This is a genomic window from Shouchella clausii (genome assembly GCF_002250115.1).
GTDB classification, from domain to species: Bacteria; Bacillota; Bacilli; order Bacillales; family Bacillaceae_D; genus Shouchella; species Shouchella clausii.
The window spans coordinates 3,637,476-3,655,728 of record NZ_CP019985.1; the positions used below are offsets into that span (position 1 = coordinate 3,637,476).

Annotated in this window: 18 protein-coding genes; 11 read left to right on the plus strand and 7 right to left on the minus strand. The window is 44.3% G+C overall.

The genetic code is table 11. The annotated features are described in order from the left end of the window. Positions 1 to 151: 151 nt before the first annotated feature. The 3 genes from BC8716_RS17725 to BC8716_RS17735 are packed head-to-tail and all read right to left on the minus strand — an operon-like array spanning position 152 to position 3,710. Positions 152 to 1,549: a PTS transporter subunit EIIC gene (locus BC8716_RS17725; protein ID WP_094427855.1), complete on the minus strand. Its 1,398-nt coding sequence runs from the start codon at positions 1,547 to 1,549 to the stop codon at positions 152 to 154. A 29-nt stretch (positions 1,550 to 1,578) separates the two neighbouring features. After that, entirely contained in the window at positions 1,579 to 2,325 is a 747-nt protein-coding gene (gene chbG, locus BC8716_RS17730) for a chitin disaccharide deacetylase (protein ID WP_094427857.1), read from the minus strand. A gap of 59 nt (positions 2,326 to 2,384) precedes the next feature. Next, positions 2,385 to 3,710, minus strand: coding sequence for a 6-phospho-alpha-glucosidase (locus tag BC8716_RS17735; RefSeq protein ID WP_094427859.1), 1,326 nt, complete (start codon positions 3,708 to 3,710; stop codon positions 2,385 to 2,387). A 307-nt stretch (positions 3,711 to 4,017) separates the two neighbouring features. Between BC8716_RS17735 and BC8716_RS17740 the strand changes: the two genes are divergently transcribed. Then, positions 4,018 to 4,731, plus strand: coding sequence for a GntR family transcriptional regulator (locus BC8716_RS17740; protein WP_094427861.1), 714 nt, complete (start codon positions 4,018 to 4,020; stop codon positions 4,729 to 4,731). Positions 4,732 to 5,182: 451 nt separating this feature from the next. On the opposite strand, the gene BC8716_RS17745 is transcribed toward BC8716_RS17740, so the two are convergent. After that, complete coding sequence (locus tag BC8716_RS17745; protein ID WP_094427863.1) at positions 5,183 to 5,821, minus strand: CPBP family intramembrane glutamic endopeptidase; 639 nt, start codon at positions 5,819 to 5,821, stop codon at positions 5,183 to 5,185. A 773-nt stretch (positions 5,822 to 6,594) separates the two neighbouring features. Here BC8716_RS17745 and BC8716_RS17750 point away from each other — a divergent pair. Beyond that, positions 6,595 to 7,722 (plus strand): N-acetylmuramoyl-L-alanine amidase, encoded by a 1,128-nt coding sequence (locus tag BC8716_RS17750; protein WP_169715963.1) that lies wholly within the window; start codon positions 6,595 to 6,597, stop codon positions 7,720 to 7,722. A 492-nt stretch (positions 7,723 to 8,214) separates the two neighbouring features. Here BC8716_RS17750 and BC8716_RS17755 read toward each other — a convergent pair whose 3' ends face one another. Continuing rightward, positions 8,215 to 9,069: a manganese catalase family protein gene (locus tag BC8716_RS17755; RefSeq protein WP_094427867.1), complete on the minus strand. Its 855-nt coding sequence runs from the start codon at positions 9,067 to 9,069 to the stop codon at positions 8,215 to 8,217. A gap of 191 nt (positions 9,070 to 9,260) precedes the next feature. Between BC8716_RS17755 and BC8716_RS22850 the strand changes: the two genes are divergently transcribed. Beyond that, on the plus strand, positions 9,261 to 9,389 hold the full coding sequence (locus BC8716_RS22850) for a hypothetical protein (protein WP_257006043.1): 129 nt from the start codon (positions 9,261 to 9,263) through the stop codon (positions 9,387 to 9,389). A gap of 11 nt (positions 9,390 to 9,400) precedes the next feature. Here the strand turns inward: BC8716_RS22850 and BC8716_RS17760 are convergent, their stop codons facing one another. Together BC8716_RS17760 and BC8716_RS17765 are read right to left on the minus strand one after the other, a co-directional pair. Then, entirely contained in the window at positions 9,401 to 10,201 is an 801-nt protein-coding gene (locus tag BC8716_RS17760; protein ID WP_094427869.1) for a nucleotidyltransferase domain-containing protein, read from the minus strand. A gap of 353 nt (positions 10,202 to 10,554) precedes the next feature. Beyond that, complete coding sequence (locus BC8716_RS17765; RefSeq protein WP_312009193.1) at positions 10,555 to 10,779, minus strand: hypothetical protein; 225 nt, start codon at positions 10,777 to 10,779, stop codon at positions 10,555 to 10,557. 236 nt (positions 10,780 to 11,015) lie between these two features. On the opposite strand from BC8716_RS17765, the gene bshB1 reads away from it, so the two are divergent. The 8 genes from bshB1 (at position 11,016) to BC8716_RS17805 (ending at position 18,249) form a co-directional block, all read left to right on the plus strand. After that, positions 11,016 to 11,717 (plus strand): bacillithiol biosynthesis deacetylase BshB1, encoded by a 702-nt coding sequence (gene bshB1, locus BC8716_RS17770; protein WP_094427870.1) that lies wholly within the window; start codon positions 11,016 to 11,018, stop codon positions 11,715 to 11,717. Between the two features lies 1 nt (position 11,718). After that, positions 11,719 to 12,861 carry an N-acetyl-alpha-D-glucosaminyl L-malate synthase BshA gene (gene bshA / locus BC8716_RS17775; protein WP_094427872.1) on the plus strand — a complete coding sequence of 381 codons (1,143 nt, stop codon included), beginning with the start codon at positions 11,719 to 11,721 and terminating at the stop codon, positions 12,859 to 12,861. Beyond that, on the plus strand, positions 12,858 to 13,988 hold the full coding sequence (locus BC8716_RS17780) for a CCA tRNA nucleotidyltransferase (RefSeq protein WP_094427874.1): 1,131 nt from the start codon (positions 12,858 to 12,860) through the stop codon (positions 13,986 to 13,988). Before bshA ends, BC8716_RS17780 begins: the two co-directional genes overlap by 4 nt. Further along, the gene (locus BC8716_RS17785; RefSeq protein WP_094427876.1) at positions 13,985 to 14,950 is read left to right on the plus strand and encodes a biotin--[acetyl-CoA-carboxylase] ligase; all 966 of its coding nucleotides are present in this window, start codon (positions 13,985 to 13,987) and stop codon (positions 14,948 to 14,950) included. The genes BC8716_RS17780 and BC8716_RS17785 overlap by 4 nt, the downstream gene beginning before the upstream one ends. Positions 14,951 to 15,164: 214 nt before the next feature. Continuing rightward, a complete protein-coding gene (gene panB / locus BC8716_RS17790) occupies positions 15,165 to 16,004 on the plus strand; it encodes a 3-methyl-2-oxobutanoate hydroxymethyltransferase (RefSeq protein WP_094427878.1) in 840 nt (279 codons plus the stop codon). After that, entirely contained in the window at positions 16,001 to 16,909 is a 909-nt protein-coding gene (gene panC, locus BC8716_RS17795; protein ID WP_094427880.1) for a pantoate--beta-alanine ligase, read from the plus strand. Before panB ends, panC begins: the two co-directional genes overlap by 4 nt. Beyond that, positions 16,860 to 17,243: an aspartate 1-decarboxylase gene (gene panD, locus BC8716_RS17800; protein ID WP_094427882.1), complete on the plus strand. Its 384-nt coding sequence runs from the start codon at positions 16,860 to 16,862 to the stop codon at positions 17,241 to 17,243. Before panC ends, panD begins: the two co-directional genes overlap by 50 nt. A 34-nt stretch (positions 17,244 to 17,277) precedes the next feature. Next, complete coding sequence (locus tag BC8716_RS17805) at positions 17,278 to 18,249, plus strand: tetratricopeptide repeat protein (RefSeq protein WP_094427884.1); 972 nt, start codon at positions 17,278 to 17,280, stop codon at positions 18,247 to 18,249. Positions 18,250 to 18,253 lie beyond the last annotated feature (4 nt).

Below are 18,253 nucleotides of genomic sequence, written 5' to 3' on the forward strand. Positions count from 1 at the left end.
ACGATTCGAAGATATCATTTTCCATGATCGCTCCATCAGGGAATGGCCGACATGATATTGTGTAATGGTGTAGGATCTTTTTTCAAAATAGTATGGATAGCCCGCACCTGATTTTAATAGGTGCGGGCTTTTGGGGCAATGTTCGAAGACGCTAATCCAATAATTTGTCTAGTTCTTTTTTGACGATGGTGGCCTCGGAGCCTAGGACGATTTGTACGTTGTTTTTATCGATTTTAATGACGCCGTGGGCACCTGTTTGCTTAATGCGAGCGACGTCCACGATTTCTGTATCGTGGAGTTCGAGACGAAGGCGCGTCATGCAGTTATCATTCGTGATAACGTTTTCTTTTCCGCCGATAAATTGCAACACTTTCTTGGCCATGTACTCGTGGTTGGAATGGGACAACTTCAACTCTTTCTCGTCCTCTGAAGATTGCTCGCCAAAGTCCAGCTCTTTTTCTCGGCCAATAAGGGGGATGTCCTTTTTAACAATCATAAAGTAAAACGTGAAATAGTATAGTGCAAAGAAGGCGAGTCCAACTGGAATAATGAGCAATCCTCGATCTGCGAGGTTCAAGTTTAAGACGAAGTCAATGACTCCAGCTCCCCATGAAAATCCGTGCCTGATTTGCAACAGATAAAGCACAGCTCCTGCCAGCCCGGTGTATACCGCATGCATAAAGTACAACAGCGGAGATGTAAACAAGAATGTAAATTCCACTGGTTCCGTAATCCCCGTAATAAAAGAGGTTCCGGCACCTGAAGCCATTAAAGACTTCGTTTCTTCTTTCTTTTTCCTCGCAGCCCGGGTAATGGCCAGAGCGATGGCCGGTACACCGAACATCATCGTTACAAAAAATCCGCCGATAAAGTATCCGGCCGTAGGGTCGCCGCTTAAAAAGCGGGTAATCTCACCGGTCACAACTTCTCCAGAAGGCGTCTCATATTCCCCCAAGCCGAAATAGACGTACGTATTTACCACATGGTGCAAACCAAATGGAAGCAAGAAGCGGTTTAAGAATCCAAATATGAATACGCCTAGTGCGCCAAGCCCCATCAACGTTTTACTGAACGTATCGATTCCGGCCTGTGCGTATGGCCAAATGAGTGACATCAATCCAGCCACTGGAATCATCGTAAAGATAATAACTGTAATAGGGAATTTTTCTCCGCTGAAAAAGGCCAGCATACTTGGTAGCTTTGTATCTTTAAACTTATTGTAGATGAAGGCAGCGATTAAACCGGCCAATACACCTCCGAAAACGCTCATATTAAGCTCTGGATCCATAATTGTTAATCCTTCTTTTAATACAAGAATGGCCAGAAAACCAGTGAGTGCCGGTATTCCTTTATCTTTCGTTTTTGCAAGCCCCATCGCAATCCCGATCGCAATCAGCGCATCCATCTGAGCCAGAATGACACCGGATGCTTGGAATAGAGGGATGTCCAGCAAGTCCTCGGCACTTAATCGAAGGAGCAGTCCGGCAATTGGCAAAGCAACAATTGGTATCAGCAGCGATTTTCCAAACTTCTGCAAAAAGCTTTTCATCATAGAAGCCTCCCTATCGTCAATAGTGTTTAGATCGATTGATACGTCACCAGTTGAATATCTTTACGTGACCGAACGCGTGTCACGATTTCCTCATCAGTTAAAAATTCCAGTTCGTCCACTCTTGGGAAGGTAAACGAAGAGCTAGCCAAAAGTTCTTTGTCTAAATAGGCCGGATGAGACATGACTTCAACCGAATCATTGTTTTTAAATAGATTGTCTAGCGCCTCATCATCTTTTAACGTCGTTTCAATCAAATACGAGAAGGAATCCGTTGTTTTAATTCCTTTCCGCTTCAGTTCCGCTGCAGTTTTCTCCCCCATATTGTTTCGTACCGGTAGTCGATACTCTTGGGCAAGCGTCAAAAATACGTCAGGAATGCTGCCAAAGGAATTGACGTGATGGTGGCTGTCCAAATGCGTCGGCTCCAGACCGTAGGACAGAAACGTTTCGATCTGCGCTTTCCACTCGGCATAAACCTCGTCGTAATCAATCGTGAACGCTCCCTTATAAAAATCCAGCTTGCGGAAGTTTCCTTGAACATCAACGATCGTTTTGTGGGTATCAAGGAGAGGTCTGCCGCAAGTCAATACAAGATGAACACCAATTCCCAAATTAGGGAATTGGTCGGCAAGCTCGGCTGCGTGGCCTGCTCCTGGCATGTTTGTCATCAAAGTTGTTGAGGTTAAAATGCCTAGCTGGTGCGCATCGACAATTCCGTAGTTAACGCCCCTTGAATAGCCGAAATCATCGGCGTTAATAATTAATTTTTTCATACCGATCATCCTTTTCTTATCTTTAATTTCCAGTAAAGGTCTACTAACAGAGGGACGATTTATTTTAGGTCTGGCCAGTATTCTTTGTTGGCAGCAATGAGATCATCTAATACCGCTTTGGCTGTAGGTACATTGATAACGGTACGGTTTAAAGTAAGAGCTTGTAGCAGTTTCTGGTAGCTTTTCTCAAAGTATGCGTCCACCACCAATTTTTCATAAGCAAATTGGCTCTCTAGCAAACCTTTATAGAAAGTAGGAATAGGGCCTACTACAAATGGTTCGGATCCGTTGCTCGTTAAAAGAGCGGGCACTTCGACCATGGCGTCTGCTGGTAAGTTGGAGATGATGCCGCGATTCTCTACCATTACAATGAATCGTTCGCTCAGGTTGTAAGCCAGCGATTCAGCGGCTTTAATCATGAACACGCCGTGGATATCGACATGGAGTTCCGCGCCAACAGCTGTTCCATTTTGGATGATTAAGTCGCAAAGGTCATGGATGCGTTTTTGGCGGCCTTCGATCACTTGTCTTGCCCTCGTGCGGTTCGGGTCTTCTTTGGCTGCCATTTTGTCAGGGTACAAATAATACTGTAAGTACGTATTAGGAAGAAACTCTGGAAAATCGATGAGCATTTGCCGAGCCATCGCAAACGTATCCTGCCATGATTTGTCATTGGCGATTTCTTGATCTTCTGGTCTGAAACCATTATGAATGATGAGTTGCTTTAGTCGTTCCGTATGGTCGTTACCGTTTTTGTCATATATTTTCGTAAACCAGCCAAAGTGATTGAGGCCAAAATATTCTGGGACGAGCTCCCATACGTCCAGACCAAGGATTTTCGCGTAGCTGATCATGATCGCAATTGGCATGTCGCAAATATTCAGCAAGCGTGTATCTGTCGGAAATTCCCGCTTTAATGCTTCAGCCACAATTGCGGCCGGGTTCGTATAGTTTAAAATCCAAGCATTCGGAGAATGGCGGCGAATGTCTTTTACGAGCTCAATCATATCTCTAATCGAACGCAGACCGTAAGCCATACCCCCTGGACCGCAGGTTTCCTGGCCGACAACGCCGTGCTTTAATGAAATTTGTTCATCCTGCTCTCTCATGGCTAAGCCGCCTGTACGAATTTGAACGAATACGAAGTCTGCATCCTTAAAAGCTTCTTTTTTGTCGGTTGTATAAGAGAAAGACGTCAATTCAGGATAGCGTTCTTTAACAAGAATGTCTGTTGCTTTGGCTGTACGTTCCTGCCGTTCGGCATCAATGTCGTAAAACACCAAATCTTTTAGCGGAAAGCGTTCCTTCTCTTCAATCAAGCTCATCATCATTCCCATCGTGTAAGTGCTTCCACTTCCGGCAATAACCAATCGCTGTCTTTTCATGCTAGCTCCTCCTCGTGTGGTTGCTTGTCTTATAATTCTGTTATAGCACTACAGTGATACAAAATCAATACTAATCTTGTATTAAAGTTGTATCATCGATTTAGCGAACTAATTTAAGAGTGTAATTGACAAACAAATGAATGCTTGAGTTAGGAAGTAATATTCCTGATTGAGTAGGCGTTTTCAAGTATGCTGCGAGTAGAAAGGTAGAAGTTTAAACGGAAAAGATGAAAACAAAATGATTTTTAGGTATAGTTGTATCAAAGACAATACAAATTAAAGATAGAAAAACGGAGGTATTTTTTTCTTGGCTATTCACTCTCCTCTATATAAACAAGTAGCGGAAAAAATTAAAAAGGATATTTTTGCATTAAAATTAAAAAAAGATGAAGCCATCCCTTCCGAAAATAAATTGGTAGAGAAGTATCAAGTAAGCAGAGTTACAATACGGCAGGCGATTAAACTCTTGGTTGAAGAGGGGATTTTATACAGCATCAGAGGTTCCGGCACATATGTAAAAACGGGGAAAATCGAGCAGGACATCTATCGCTTACAAGGCTTCACCGAAGAGATGATTTATTTAAACAAACAGCCCGCTAATGAAATTCTTGATTTTTCTATGCAGGAACCAACTGGGAAAGTGAGAGAAACGTTACAACTGGGAGACGGGGAAAAGGTGTTTTTTATTCGAAGACTGCGGCTAGCGGATAGCGAACCTCTCATTTTGGAGGAGACGTATATGCCAGTTGCGCTGTTTCCTGACCTATCCGTTGAGGTAATGACACGTTCTAAATATGCCTATGTGGAAAAGAAAGGGTACCGTATTAAGGAAAGACAAGGGGAGATTTTCCCATTGCTGCCGGATGAACAGCTTAAGCAAACGTTGAAGCTGGAAGAAGGAGAGCTCGTATTGTTCATGGATCTATGGGCTTATTTTGAAGACGATACGATTTTTGAATACACGAAACTATACTTTAGGAGTGAGAAATACACGTTTAAGTTCACTTCAAAACGAATCTGAATGTTATCGCTCAAAAATCGATAGCGGCCAGGCGTTTCATCATAGCTTCACCCACGTCAAAAAGCGAATTTGACGCGCGGTCATGTGCAACTCGAGCAGTGGTTTCGGTAGCTGGGTGATCTGTAAAGCTTAGCGGAAATCAAGACATTGCTCGTCCTCAAGTCCAGGCATACCTAATCTTGTCGGCAGAGAGCTTAAAAGCGGCATTGCTTACAGCGATCATGTAGAATTTGTAACAGTGCCGTTCCCGACAAATTGCTCCAGGGCTGGTATGTCTCTTTTCAAAAGGCTGCTTGATGATGAAAAGGTGAATGGATGCTGCGTGGCAATATAGTATCCTTACACTGTCGTCTCGGAACAAAACTAGATAGTATGTTCTGAATAAAGCGACATGCCACGCAGCAAACTGAATGGACTGAAAGCTTTGGCTGTAAAAGAGAATGGTTCGTTTTTACGTGTTTTCTTGCTGTAGCTTACTCATTGTCCACTTGCCTGAGATGGCTGATAACATAAGCCAAGGCTCAATGATTAAATTAATCAACACATGAGCAACGATCGGCGCAAATGTACTTCTTCCTGACATTATGTAAAGTGTTGCCAAAAAACACCCTAAAATCGTAGTCGAAATAATGACAGGCAAGACTATTTTCGCGTCACGTCTAAAAATTCCCCAAGCTCCATGGGCGAAACCAAATATGATTCCCGAAAGTATGATTTGCAGAACATCGGACACATGGAAAGACTGTAAGAAATCCATCAATAGATGTCTAAACAAGACCTCCTCGACTATACCTGTAGCCAATGCTGCCCACACTCCAATGATTTTAAGCCATGACATGTTAAAAAGCTGTGCTCTCACAAAGGGTAAGGCAATTATTGTATAGACAACATAACCTATAACAATGATGAAGGTGAATAGCCATACGTAAAAGTCTGCAAATACACCTTCGTGAATCCCCATCCTTGTTTCGATAAAGCGCTTAGGGTTTCCTATAAACCAAGAAAGGATGCTGGTGGTTAACAATATAGAGGTACTAGCCAAAATCCAACCCGTTTTTATTCTATCATGATGTGTAGTTAATTTAGACAACCTACAATTCCCTCACTTTCAGCTATTTTCTTCACTCATTATAGTTTTCGAGTATCATAAATACTATTGCCTGGAGTCATGAAGTCTCTGTTAAAAAATTGACTAAAGTCATTCGTGTATTCAAACTGTCTTTTTCGAACGTAATCATGTAAGTATATTGCTGTAGCACCGAATAAAAAACGCGGCTTTTCGGTAAAATGCGGGCAAGTTAAAAAAGGTGCAAGCCTTCAATGACTGGCTGTGCACCTTTCAGTGTTTATTCTTTTAAGTTATTTTTGATAGACTCAGCCGAATGATACAAGTTTACTAAACTCGATTTGTTGGATGAACTAGATTATGCCCCATTAAAATCGGTAGAATAGCAAACGGTAAAATAGTCGAGGATGTAGGAGGCCGGTTGTAAATTATGCTCTACCTATAGTAGATTGACTGTTTAAGAGTGATTTTTCACAAAGTAAGTGCTACGTCAACAGTAATTATAAAAAAGAATATTCTTTTTTTGTTTAATAAGAGGGCTCTTTTATAAATAGAACAATGGACATGGGTCCATATAGATGTTTATTCGACAGGGATGTCCGCTTTAGAGTCTAAAGACGCATGTCTATAGATATAAAATATATCTTAAAAAAAGGAGTTAAGGATACACTTGTAAAAATAAGGACCCTTATGCGCTGATCCACTAGCAACCGGTTTAATCAGTTAGGGAAATAGACTCTCTTATTTTTCTGTCGCAATATGATAGAATTAAAAATCCATGAAAAGAGGTGAAAAGGTTGAAGGGAAAGTCGTTCATAGTTGTTGCACTCCTATTTAGCACGTTTTTTTTCTTCTTGGAATCATATGCTTTTGCTTATACTGTCCAAACAGGTACAGTAATTACAAATACGAGTTTAAATGTACGCGAGAACCCTAGCAATGATGCACCTGTCATTGGCCAGTTGCAGTCAGGGGCCAAGATAGAGTACGTCGATGTTGGCTATGACTGGGTACGAATTACATACAACGGAAAAGCCGGATATCTTAACAGCCTTTTTATTAAGGAAAACCGGCCAACCAGCCAAGCAACGAGCCATCAAGCAACGAGCCATCAAGCAACGAGCCATCAAGCAACCGCTGTGTCTGGTGTAAATGTTGGCAAGGTAACAGCAAAAAACGGTCTGATCGTTCGTACGCAAGCAAGCACAGATTCCGCAATGCTAGGGAAAATTGATTATGGTTCAAAGGTCGAGTACCGAATCTCAACGGGTGGCTGGGGTCAAATTACTTATAATGGCCAACGGGCGTTTATTGATACTTCCTATTTATCTGGATCTACTAGCAATGAAAATATATCTGGAGCCACCAGTAATGAAAACAAAAGCGTCGACCAGCAAGCTGCTGTAACAGGAACCATTTCCCGTGTTGTCATCGATCCTGGGCATGGCGGTAGGGACCCTGGCGCGAGAGGAAATGGGCTAATCGAGAAAAACATTACGCTCTTGTTCGCTAAACAAATAAAAAAATCTTTACAAGAGAATGGCATAGAGGTTTATTTAACAAGGTCTAGCGATGAGTATGTTTATTTACAAGAAAGGGCTAATATCGCTGATTCGTTCCAAGCAGATCTTTTTCTGAGCATTCACGCAAATGGCCATGAAAATTCGCTTATAAGAGGCATGGAAATTCATTCGTTTGCGCTAAACAACATAGCTTTAAAACTGGAAAATCAGTTCCGTGACTTGCCAAACGCTGTATACCGAGGCCACTACGAGTCCAATTTTTATGTACTCAGAAATACATCAACCCCGTCACTTTTAATTGAATTGGGGTACGTGTCCAACCAAGCTGATGCTGCGCTGTTGCAGTCACAACAATTACAAATTCAAGTTGGCGAGGCAGTAAGGCGTGCATTGCAAAGTTAAATCGTTTCGCCACAAGACTTTAGGAAGTTTTACGCATCTATTTTATAGATGCTTGAGGTTGTCGACAAAGTCGATAACCGCCCTCAGACTGATAGAAAACGCTTGTCAGACGAGGAGTGCAGCCGAGGGAAGATGCGAATAGAACGGGGGTTCATGAGCATATGACCGAGGCAAACGACGAAGTATGCGAGCGTTTGTCTACAGTCTGACGCATCTATTTTATAGATGCGTTTCTTTTTGGCTATCGAGGAGAAGCAGCCTCCACCTCAGTTTAAAAAACACGCACGAAGAATGAGTTTCATTATCGTGTCAACGATGACAATGTTTACTTGCTCCTTATTTTATGCCATTTTTTTGGTCTTTTCAACTAATTCGTTCGATTGTTATTTTTACATCACATAATAAAAAACCCGCTAAGAGCGGGTCGGGGCAGGCAAAATGTTGTTATTACCATAAACATTCATGCAAACAAAACGGTGAAATGAATGAATGTTAGTTATTTAAATCACTAATTCCAGGGCTGTGTTCATTAGGCATTTCAGGAAGTTGTGGAACAGGGAAGCCTTCTGGAGGAGGAGTGACTGAAAACGCGCCTTCGTTTCTGCTTGGAGACTTCCCTTGAAGAATCTCTCCAATTCTTGTTTCGTCTAACCTGAAGTTGAACTGGACGTTATGGTAGCCCATGTCAACAAATTTTCGGCATTCTGGATATTTATTAATGTCGTAATTTGGAATAGGGAATAATTTGCCCCATTCTACGCCAAGTGTTTCAAGTGCTTTCGCAAATGCATTTTGGTGGGCATTATCTCGAACAATTAGAAACGCAAGCGTTTCTCTAAAGGTTGCATTGGAACTCATTTCATAAATACGTGTTTTTTGGAGCACGCCTGTGGATTCCAGCACAACGTTATTAAGCATATCCGCAGCTAAGTTTCCATGACTGTACACCCACGATCCATTCCACGGGTTTCCGGCTGCGTCAAAAGGAAGAGAAGCTTGGGCGCCTATAATATAGTGGTGGGGATTGGCAACTTGTAAGGCAGTATCGAGAGGAGCATGATTGGGGGCTTGATTTCCTACTCCTGGTTCCCCTGATTCGTCAAGTAATGCATTAATGGTCGTTTGGACGAGCTCTACATGGGCAATTTCTTCTAGGAAAACGCCTCGCAACAAATCACGGTATTGCTTATCCTTCCCTCTGAAATTGGAACCTTGGAAGAAATATTGCATCATCGTACGCATTTCTCCATAATGCCCTCCGAGAATTTCTTGAAGGACTTTAGCTGCCGCTGGATCAGGTTTATCAGGCTTAATGATGTTAATTAATTCTTCTTTGTAATAATACAAAGGTATTCCTCCTTATCGGATCATCGTTAAATGCTTTTTTAGTTTGAACAAATTATTTCCAAATATACACTAAATCTACAACCGTTTTTTACGCATAATTGCTAAAGATGTCCAGGGAATATTGTCTTAGAGAAGGCAATTGTTCTTAAAAAACATGAGAGCGGAAATGAAAAAGGAACACGGACGTCTTAATGGATGAATTAGGGGAGAGAAGAGAGAAAAAACGCCCGTCCGTTGTTGCTGATTTTGCGGAAAGTGAAGGTAGAGATGATACAACAACATCAAAAAACATTCCCTATATGAAGAGAAATTATCAGTAAGATAAGAAACATTAAGTCATTCGTGCTTCACGTTCGAAATGTGCAGCGAGCCATGTGCCTTCGCTCATAAACAGTTTAAGAACATGTTCACGGCTTGTTGGCGCCTCTTCGATCCATTTCTGCAGCATGCGGACGATAGGTTTTTTATCCTGAAAATATTGAATAAAAACATCGGACTGTTCATCAAGTTTTGTCGTCCAAACTTGAGAGCGGGCCATCACCATTGAATAGTATGTGCGAATAAGCTTCCGGGCGAAATTTTGCGAAAGTTTTTTGAATTCTTCTGTGGGGGCTGATTGTAATCGGTCAATGGTTCGGTCGAAAACGTCACCAATGTCACCATTAAAACTTATGGCGATCTCGGCAGTAAGTTTGTAGGGGCCGAAGCAGTCTCGAAGATCAGTTCCGTAAATACAAACACAGAGTTCTTTTAGAAAAGCCAGTTCGTAATAGTTGATTGGGTTCATCACATGATCGAGATCTGCCACTGCTATACCAATATCGCGGACTAAATAGCGGTATGTTTCAGTCAGTGTCGTTGAGAGTTTTTTTACTTTCATTTTCTCACTAGCATTTAGTGTACTATTGAACACAGCTAAAAGATCTAAGTCTGACTTAATCGCGATTGCATCTCCTCTTGCGACGCTGCCATAAACATAGACACTGTGTAATTGATTTGGAAATAAGCGGGATAGTTGTTCGACAGAGTGTTGAATGCACGGCTCGTATACTTCGGGAATTTTATGTATGGAGACATCACTTGAAATATAGCCATTGTTGTCGAGTCCATACCCAGCTTGCAAATACGTCATTTTATGTCCTCCTTTTCCCTTTACTATACCAAAAACGATTACTGGTTGCTTTTATTTTTATAATAAAACGCTAACGGCCTTCTCCCAAAGGCTGCATCGCTCATACAGCCTGGGCGTATCAAAAAACGCAATCGAATGTGGGACAAGCCGCGGGAGGATCACTTAGCCGAGAGGAAATAGTTGGTCAGTCCATTTGTGTGGAGCTCATATCCTTTTAAAAAGGAGGCGGCTACAGTTGGCGTGGGATAGAGCGGCTTTACTAAAAGGATGAGCACTAGTATGGATGGTATTGTCTGGACGATTGTTGTCTTTTCGAAAGGCAAGCCAAACCGTTTTAAGGGAAGCATACAAACCTACTGCCCCATTGCCATATAGGAAAAACCCATAAAAAGACCAGCTGACAAGCTGTGACGATGGCTGACAAATATGGATAGCAATAAGCCGGCTATTGTGGCAAGCGTTGGCAAATAGCGGTGTTTGATTGGCGTCCACAACTTTATCATTTGGATAAATAGGACAATGGCTGGTATGGCAATGACTCCGTCCCATATGTTTGTATGGATAATTGGAAAGTCCAAAAGGATGCCGCCTTTCTTTTTTTACATCTGTAAACGATTAATTAATCATCTTAGTGTGTGGAAATCGCCTCATTTTATGCGACTTTACTAGGCGACCATGCTTTAGTCCACCCTTTTTTTAACAAATAAAGTGGCCAGCTGTTCGTATATAGGCAACGCTTAAAAGCACGCTGTTTTTTGTCTGTTTTGGTAATATGGTATAGTGTTAGCGAGATGGAAAGAAGGGATAAGAGAGAATGGAAGAAACGGTTGATATTTTAGCTTGCGGCGCCCATCCAGATGATATTGAAATCGGCATGGGGGGAACAGTTGCAACTTACATACAAAAAGGGTACAACGTCGCTTTTCTTACTTTAACGCTTGCTGAGCTGTCGTCGAATGGCGATATAGCGAGCCGGCAGCAGGAAGCAAAAGCAGCTGCGCAACAATTAGGAGTGAGTACACGTTATCAATTGGAGTTTCCTGATAGGGGGCTGACATACATAGGCGAGGAAAAATTGGAGGAAGTGGTCGACATCATCCGCCTGACGAAGCCAACGCTCGTGTTTATGCCAGCGGCTGACCGCCATCCAGACCATGGTCAGTGTGGGGCTTTAATCAAAGAAGCCATTTTTAATGCGGGCATTCGTCGTTACGGCAATGGTGAACCCCATAAAGTAAAAGCTGCGTACAGCTATTTTATTAATGGCTTTGCCAAGCCTGACTTTGTTGTTGATGTAACCGATAGCCACTCTGCTAAAGTGGCGGCGCTTCAAGCATACAAAAGCCAATTTGTTGCACAAGGTGGGGTGCAGACGCCATTAACTGATGGTTATATTGAAACAGTGATTGCGAGAGATCGTTTGTTTGGCAAAGAGGTAGGGGTGGCATTAGCTGAAGGGTTTGTTGCCGAGAAGCCACTTGTGATGGCAAATTTATTAGAAGGGTGCGGGCGCTGACGTGGAAAAATTGCGAATTGGCATTAGCTGTTACCCGACAGTTGGAGGATCCGGCGTAGTGGCGACAGAACTAGGAAAACAACTAGCATCTCGGGGGCATGAAGTCCATTTTATTACGACGGAAATCCCCTTCCGCCTTGATGATAAAGTTTACCCAAACATTTTTTTTCATCAAGTTGAAGTCAACCAATACGCTGTATTTAAACACCCGCCCCATGACTTGAGTGCAGCCAGCAAGATAGCTGAAGTCATTTTAACGCATGAGCTTGATTTGCTTCATGTCCATTATGCTGTTCCGCATGCAATTTGCGCGATTCTTGCACGGGAGATGAGTGGTAAAGACATAAAGATCATGACGACGCTCCACGGTACAGATATTACCGTACTAGGGTTTGAGCCGTCTTTGCGGCCGCTTATTCGCTATGGGATTGAACAGTCCGATATTGTCACAGCTGTGTCCTATGATCTGGCCCGGCAAACAAACGAGCTAGTACGTACTGATAAGCCGATTCAGACCGTTTATAATTTTATTGACGAACAAGTGTATTATCCAAAACAAGTGGAGCAATTGCGGGCGTGTTACGGCCTTTCGGAAACGGAAGATATCATTATCCATATTTCGAATTTCAGGCCAGTTAAACGGATTATGGACGTGTTGAAAACATTTCAACTCATTGTTAAAAGCAGAGATGCGAAATTGCTTTTAATCGGCAATGGGCCAGAGTTGCCAATTGCGAGGCAGTTTGTGGAAGAAAACGGCTTGACAAACGATGTCCTTATGCTAGGCAACCAAAAGCATGTTGCTGAATTGTTGTCTATGAGCGATTTAATGCTGTTGTTAAGCGAAAAAGAAAGCTTTGGTTTAGTGGCGCTTGAAGCGATGGCATGCGGGGTACCTGTGATCGCGACAAAAATTGGTGGCATCCCGGAAGTTGTTGAAGACGAAGTAACTGGTTATTTATGCCCCCTTGGGAACATTGAGGAGGCAGCTGCAAAAGCGATTTCCTTATTGGCGGATGATAAAAAGCGCCAAGCCTTTAAACGAGCGGCGCTTAAACGAGTAAAGCAGTCGTTTGATTCGCAACACATCGTTAGCCAATATGAGCGTTTATATGAAGCCATGCTTAAAGGGGAGCCGTTATGAGCATTTGGATGGAAGGATTTAAAGTCGTTCGCACGTTAAACGCCGCCGGTTTCGAAGCATACATTGTCGGCGGAGCTGTTCGCGACTATTTGCTTGGCAAGGATGTCGACGACGTTGATGTTGCGACGCAAGCATCCCCTCATCAAGTTGCCGACATTTTTTCTAGAGGTGTGCACATTAACCGTGAACACCAGACGGTGCTTGTTCCCGGAGAAAAAGGCCCAATCGAAATAACGACATTTAAAGGCGAGACACTTGTAGAAGATTTGCAAAAACGCGATTTTACGATAAACGCACTGGCAATGACGGAAACGAGAGAGGTCATTGACCCTTATGGAGGCAGACAGGATTTACAAAACCGCCTATTACGTTCGTATGATGCACAGAAGCGTTTAAGCGAAGATCCTTTGCGAATGTTGCGGGCGGCCCGGTTTATTAGTTCATTAGGCTTTGAGGCTGACCAGCAATTGGTGAAGGAAACAACTGTCCAAAAAGCAGCGTTGCAACGCTGCGCTCTTGAACGGGTGGCGGCTGAACTGGAAAAATTGTTAAAAGGAATGGAGACAGAGGCGGCGTTTGCGTTTTTACAAGAGACAGGCGCCATTCATTGCCTTCCAGGCATTCATATTACTGAAAGACAATTAGCTGAACTGAAACGACTGCCAAAACAACAGTGGGACAGTGGCGACAGAGCTTGGCTTGAATTTGCGATTTGCACAGGCGGATCAAGCAGCATTGCGGCTTTGCCGTTGCCGAAAAAGCGAAAACAGCTAGTGGCAGCTGGAATAAAGGCGTTTGAATATCGACAAACACAACAGCGCTGGAGCGACTGGCAACTGTACATTTCCGGTTTGGCGATCGCTATGCAAATTGAGGCAATTCGTGCTGGGCGCCAATTGCCGAGCATTCAGAAAGAAGAATTGGCTGAACAGTGGTCTGCCTTGCCGATCAAAGCGAAAAGCGATTTGGCGATTACAGGCCGTGATTTGCTTCATGCAAAAGCTGTACCAGGCCCATGGATTAAGGAGGCGCTACAAGCGGCAGAAAAGGCCGTTGTGACAAAAAAGTGCCCGAATGAAAAGGCTGCGATTTTGGCATTTTTAACGACGAGGGAGGAAGGAAAATGAAAGGACAGCTATTGGCACTGCTTCAGTCAGGTGCTTACATTTCTGGCGAGGAAATGAGCCGTAAGCTCGGCGTTTCCCGTACAGCCGTGTGGAAGCAGCTATCTGCGCTGAGAGAACAAGGTTACGAGCTTGAATCAGCACCGAAAAAAGGCTATCGATTGCTCTCTTCTCCAGACACTTTGCTTGCCCATGATATCGAAGCACATTTACAAACAAAAACGCTTGGGCGAAACATCCACAGTTATGATTCGGTTGCCTCTACCCAACCTCTTGCCCATGAAGAGGCAGCCCGGGAAGCCCGAGAAGGAACGCTCATTGTCGCAAATGAACAACAAGGGGCAAGAGGCAGGCTTGGCCGCCAATGGCAATCTACGAAGGGGACAAGCCTATCGATGAGCTTGCTTTTACGGCCAGACATTAGCGTTAACCAAGCGCCGCAATTAACGCTTTTGGCTGCTGTAGCTGTCACAAGGGCAATTGAGGCAGTAAGTGGGTTGGTTTGTGACATCAAGTGGCCAAATGATATTTTGTATGCCGGCAAAAAATTGGTAGGCATTTTGACGGAAATGGCTGCTGATCCTGACCGAGTGAACTATTGCATTGTCGGTATCGGCATCAATTGCAATCAGGAGAGCAATGATTTCGCCGAAACTTTAGCCGGAATCGCCACGTCGATTAAGCTAGAAACAGGCAATCCGGTTCAGAGGGCAAAGCTAGTAGCCGCTGTAATGAATGAATTTGAATGGCTGTACGATGAATACATAAAAAACGGCTTTGCTGCGATTCGCCCGCTCTGGGAAGCGCGCTCAGTCAGCCTCCATACGAAACTGTCTGCCCGAACGCCTTCGCGGATTGTACAAGGCTATTCATTAGGCATTACCGATGACGGGCGCTTGCGCATTCAAGACGAGGACGGTCAAGAACACTTGATTTATTCTGCAGACATTGAACTCGACAACTGACGGCAAACGTATGCTATACTAGGGGCGCAAGGGCTGTATCTGCTAGAACGGCACCCAAAAGAGGTATGGGATCGTAACGTAACGAAAGCTTGCCTGGATCTTATCAGTGACCGGGACATAGCTTCACGTTGCCTTCGGCTCCTTGCACTAGGTGCAAGGAGTTTTGCCGTTTCATGCAGTTCAAAATTTGAACACATGAAACAGGAGGACAGATGTGAAAACAACAAAAACGTTTAAACAAATGAAGCGAGATGGTGAGCCGATTGCGATGCTTACGGCTTATGATGCACCCTCTGCCCGCTTGGCAGAACGAGCTGGCGTAGACATGATCCTTGTCGGCGATTCCCTCGGAATGGTGGTGCTTGGTTACGACTCCACGGTTCCTGTGAGCGTTGATGATATGGTTCTGCATACGAAAGCAGTCAAACGCGGGGCGCCAAACACATTTGTTGTCACAGACATGCCGTTTTTAACGTACCATAGCTCGTTTTCTGAAACGGCTGGCCATGTGCGTAGGCTGTTGCAAGAGGCAGGAGCCGATGCGGTAAAGCTGGAAGGTGGCGCAGACATTGCCAGTACTGTGCAACGTCTAACGGCAGCAGGTGTGCCTGTTGTTGGCCATATCGGCTTGACGCCACAATCAGTCGGTGTTTTAGGCGGCTATCGCGTGCAAGGAAGGGCGCAAGAGGAAGGCGAGCAGTTGCTTGCTGATGCACAGGCATTGGAACAAGCTGGCGCGTTTGCCATTGTCGTTGAGTGTGTTCCAAAGCAGCTTGGCGCATTGTTGGCTAAAGAAATCAACGTGCCGATTATTGGCATTGGCGCTGGAGCAGAGACAGACGGCCAAGTTCTTGTTTATCACGACGTGATTGGCTACGAGTCGGAACGAGTGGCGAAATTTGTCAAACAATATACGGCTGTATCGCCAATCATTGAGGAAGGGCTCGTCTCTTATGTCACTGATGTGAAACAACGGGCATTTCCAGAAGAAGCCCATACGTATACAACGAACGACACAGGCTGGTTGGCTGTGTATGGGGGCGACAAAAAATGATTGAAGTGGGAACAACAGGTCAGTTGCAAAGACTGTTGCAGGACGCACGTGAACAAGGGAAAACGATTGGGTTTGTGCCAACGATGGGTGCATTGCATGGCGGTCACCAGTCGTTGGTGCGTGCCTGTGCGCAAACATGCGACTTGGTCGTTGTGAGCATTTACGTGAACCCACTGCAATTTGGCCCTCACGAGGACTATCATGAATATCCAAGACAATTGGAAAAAGACCGCGTGTTAGCAGAAGAAGCAGGGTGCGATGTGCTGTTTTGCCCAACTGATGAAGAAATGTATCCTGATGGGTATACGCAAACGGTTCATGTGAAGCAAGGTGCGAACGTGTTATGCGGCAAAAGCCGCCCTGGCCATTTTGACGGAGTGGCTACCGTTGTGTTGAAATTGTTTATGCTTGTTCAGCCTGATTTCGCCTTTTTTGGTGAAAAAGACGCGCAGCAAGTCGCCATTATTAAACAACTTGTTAAGGAGTTCTTCCTGCCTGTGACAATTGTTGCTTGTCCAACTGTTCGCGAAGACGACGGCTTGGCGAAGAGCTCCCGCAACGCCAATTTGACGCCGGCAGAACGCCAAGCCGCACCGAAGTTATATGCTGCCCTGCGCGATGCAGCAAAGTTGCCGACAAGCCAACTAAGCGACCTTGTCCAACAAGTGCGGCAACATCTTGCTGCATTGCCTCTAGGCAGCATTGATTATGTCGAAGCGTATGAGTATCCATCCCTTAAAGAAGTTGAGCAAAGTGACGGCATTGTCATTTTGGCTCTCGCTTACCAATTTTCGAAAGCACGTTTAATTGACCACATCTTAATTGACATGAACAATCGCGACGGAGGGTTGAACGATGTATCGGACAATGATGAAAGCAAAATTGCATCGTGCACGGGTTACTGAATCAAATTTAAACTACGTAGGCAGCATCACCATAGATGAAGACCTCATGGATGCAGTCGATTTGCTTGAAAATGAAAAAGTACAAATTGTGAACAACAACAACGGCGAACGGTTTGAAACGTATGTGATTAAAGGGACGAGAGGAGAAGGGGGCATCTGTTTAAATGGTGCCGCCGCGCGAAAAGTCCAACCTGGAGACGTCGTCATCATTTTGTCTTATGCGATGATGGAAAACGCGGAAGCCCTTGCCCATCAGCCGAAAGTGGCGATTTTGGATGAGAACAACCGAATTGTGGAAATGTTAGGCACAGAGCCAGCTTCTACCGTCCGTTAGCACGCATATTCCCTCCCCTGGTGATACACACTGAATGAAACAAGGCATTTTGCCATTAGGGGGAGGGATTTTTTTGCATTCATGGATTAACGAGTGGCAAGCGCTTTACCAAAACATTTGGCAGTCGCCGACTAGCAGAAGCATAGATGATGTGATCGTGCTTGAACAGATGACGCAGCAAGTATTGGATGTTTGGGGAGCGATGGATGAGGCATTGAACCAATTGCGGCAGCGGTTAAAAGAAACGGCGCCAATGTTTGTGTACGAATCGGAAGGGACGATCCTGTTCGATGCCCATCAGTTTGACGAAGCGCTTTGTTGTTTGAAAAACGAGGAGGCTGAAGGCGAAAGAGAAAATATTCGTCTGTTGTATATCGCCTATGCTTCATTATACACGGAGAAATTTGAGGAAGCGAGAAGCGGCTTTTTATATGTATTGCAAGTATCTTTCGATCCGCTCGTCACCCACTTCGCTTACCTTGGCATTGGCATTATTGAAATGGTTGCTCGCCGAGCAGAAGAAGCGATATTGTTTTTAGAAAAAGCAAATTCATTAACAGACAACCCTGATGTCGTGTATAATTTAGGCATATGTTATTATTGGTTGGAAGCTTACGATAGTGCTGCAGCTTATTTTCACTCTTATACGCAAGTATGTGACGATGCCGATGCTTTTATGTTGCTTGGCCTTTCGCTTTATAAAGGTGGAATGGTTGAGGAAGCGCGCGGCGTATGGCTTGATTGTGCAGAGAACGTTGATTCGAGCGAAGCGCTTTTGGCGCTGGCCAAGCTAACCGAATGGTACGGCGAACATGAACTGGCATGCTACAGTTACGAACAGCTAATGTTTATCAATGGGAAAACGCCGGAGTTGCTTCATGGCTTTGCCTGGAACCAAGCATTGTCAGGAGATAGCCGTGCGGTTGATTTATTGTTCGAGCTTGGCAAGACAAGCCAGCAAGCGTATGAATCATGGTGCATGTTGCAGGCTGCCCAAGGAGGGTAAGGCT

Excerpts from the sequence above, each read along its gene's own strand:
- BC8716_RS17725 (WP_094427855.1), bottom strand. The coding sequence starts at position 1,549 with ATGAAAAGCTTTTTGCAGAAGTTTGGAAAATCGCTGCTGATACCAATT.
- chbG (WP_094427857.1), bottom strand. The coding sequence starts at position 2,325 with ATGAAAAAATTAATTATTAACGCCGATGATTTCGGCTATTCAAGGGGC.
- BC8716_RS17735 (WP_094427859.1), bottom strand. The coding sequence starts at position 3,710 with ATGAAAAGACAGCGATTGGTTATTGCCGGAAGTGGAAGCACTTACACG.
- BC8716_RS22850 (WP_257006043.1), top strand. The coding sequence starts at position 9,261 with ATGGATGAATTAGGGGAGAGAAGAGAGAAAAAACGCCCGTCCGTTGTT.
- BC8716_RS17760 (WP_094427869.1), bottom strand. The coding sequence starts at position 10,201 with ATGACGTATTTGCAAGCTGGGTATGGACTCGACAACAATGGCTATATT.
- bshB1 (WP_094427870.1), top strand. The coding sequence starts at position 11,016 with ATGGAAGAAACGGTTGATATTTTAGCTTGCGGCGCCCATCCAGATGAT.
- BC8716_RS17780 (WP_094427874.1), top strand. The coding sequence starts at position 12,858 with ATGAGCATTTGGATGGAAGGATTTAAAGTCGTTCGCACGTTAAACGCC.
- BC8716_RS17785 (WP_094427876.1), top strand. The coding sequence starts at position 13,985 with ATGAAAGGACAGCTATTGGCACTGCTTCAGTCAGGTGCTTACATTTCT.
- panC (WP_094427880.1), top strand. The coding sequence starts at position 16,001 with ATGATTGAAGTGGGAACAACAGGTCAGTTGCAAAGACTGTTGCAGGAC.
- panD (WP_094427882.1), top strand. The coding sequence starts at position 16,860 with ATGTATCGGACAATGATGAAAGCAAAATTGCATCGTGCACGGGTTACT.
- BC8716_RS17805 (WP_094427884.1), top strand. The coding sequence starts at position 17,278 with ATGAAACAAGGCATTTTGCCATTAGGGGGAGGGATTTTTTTGCATTCA.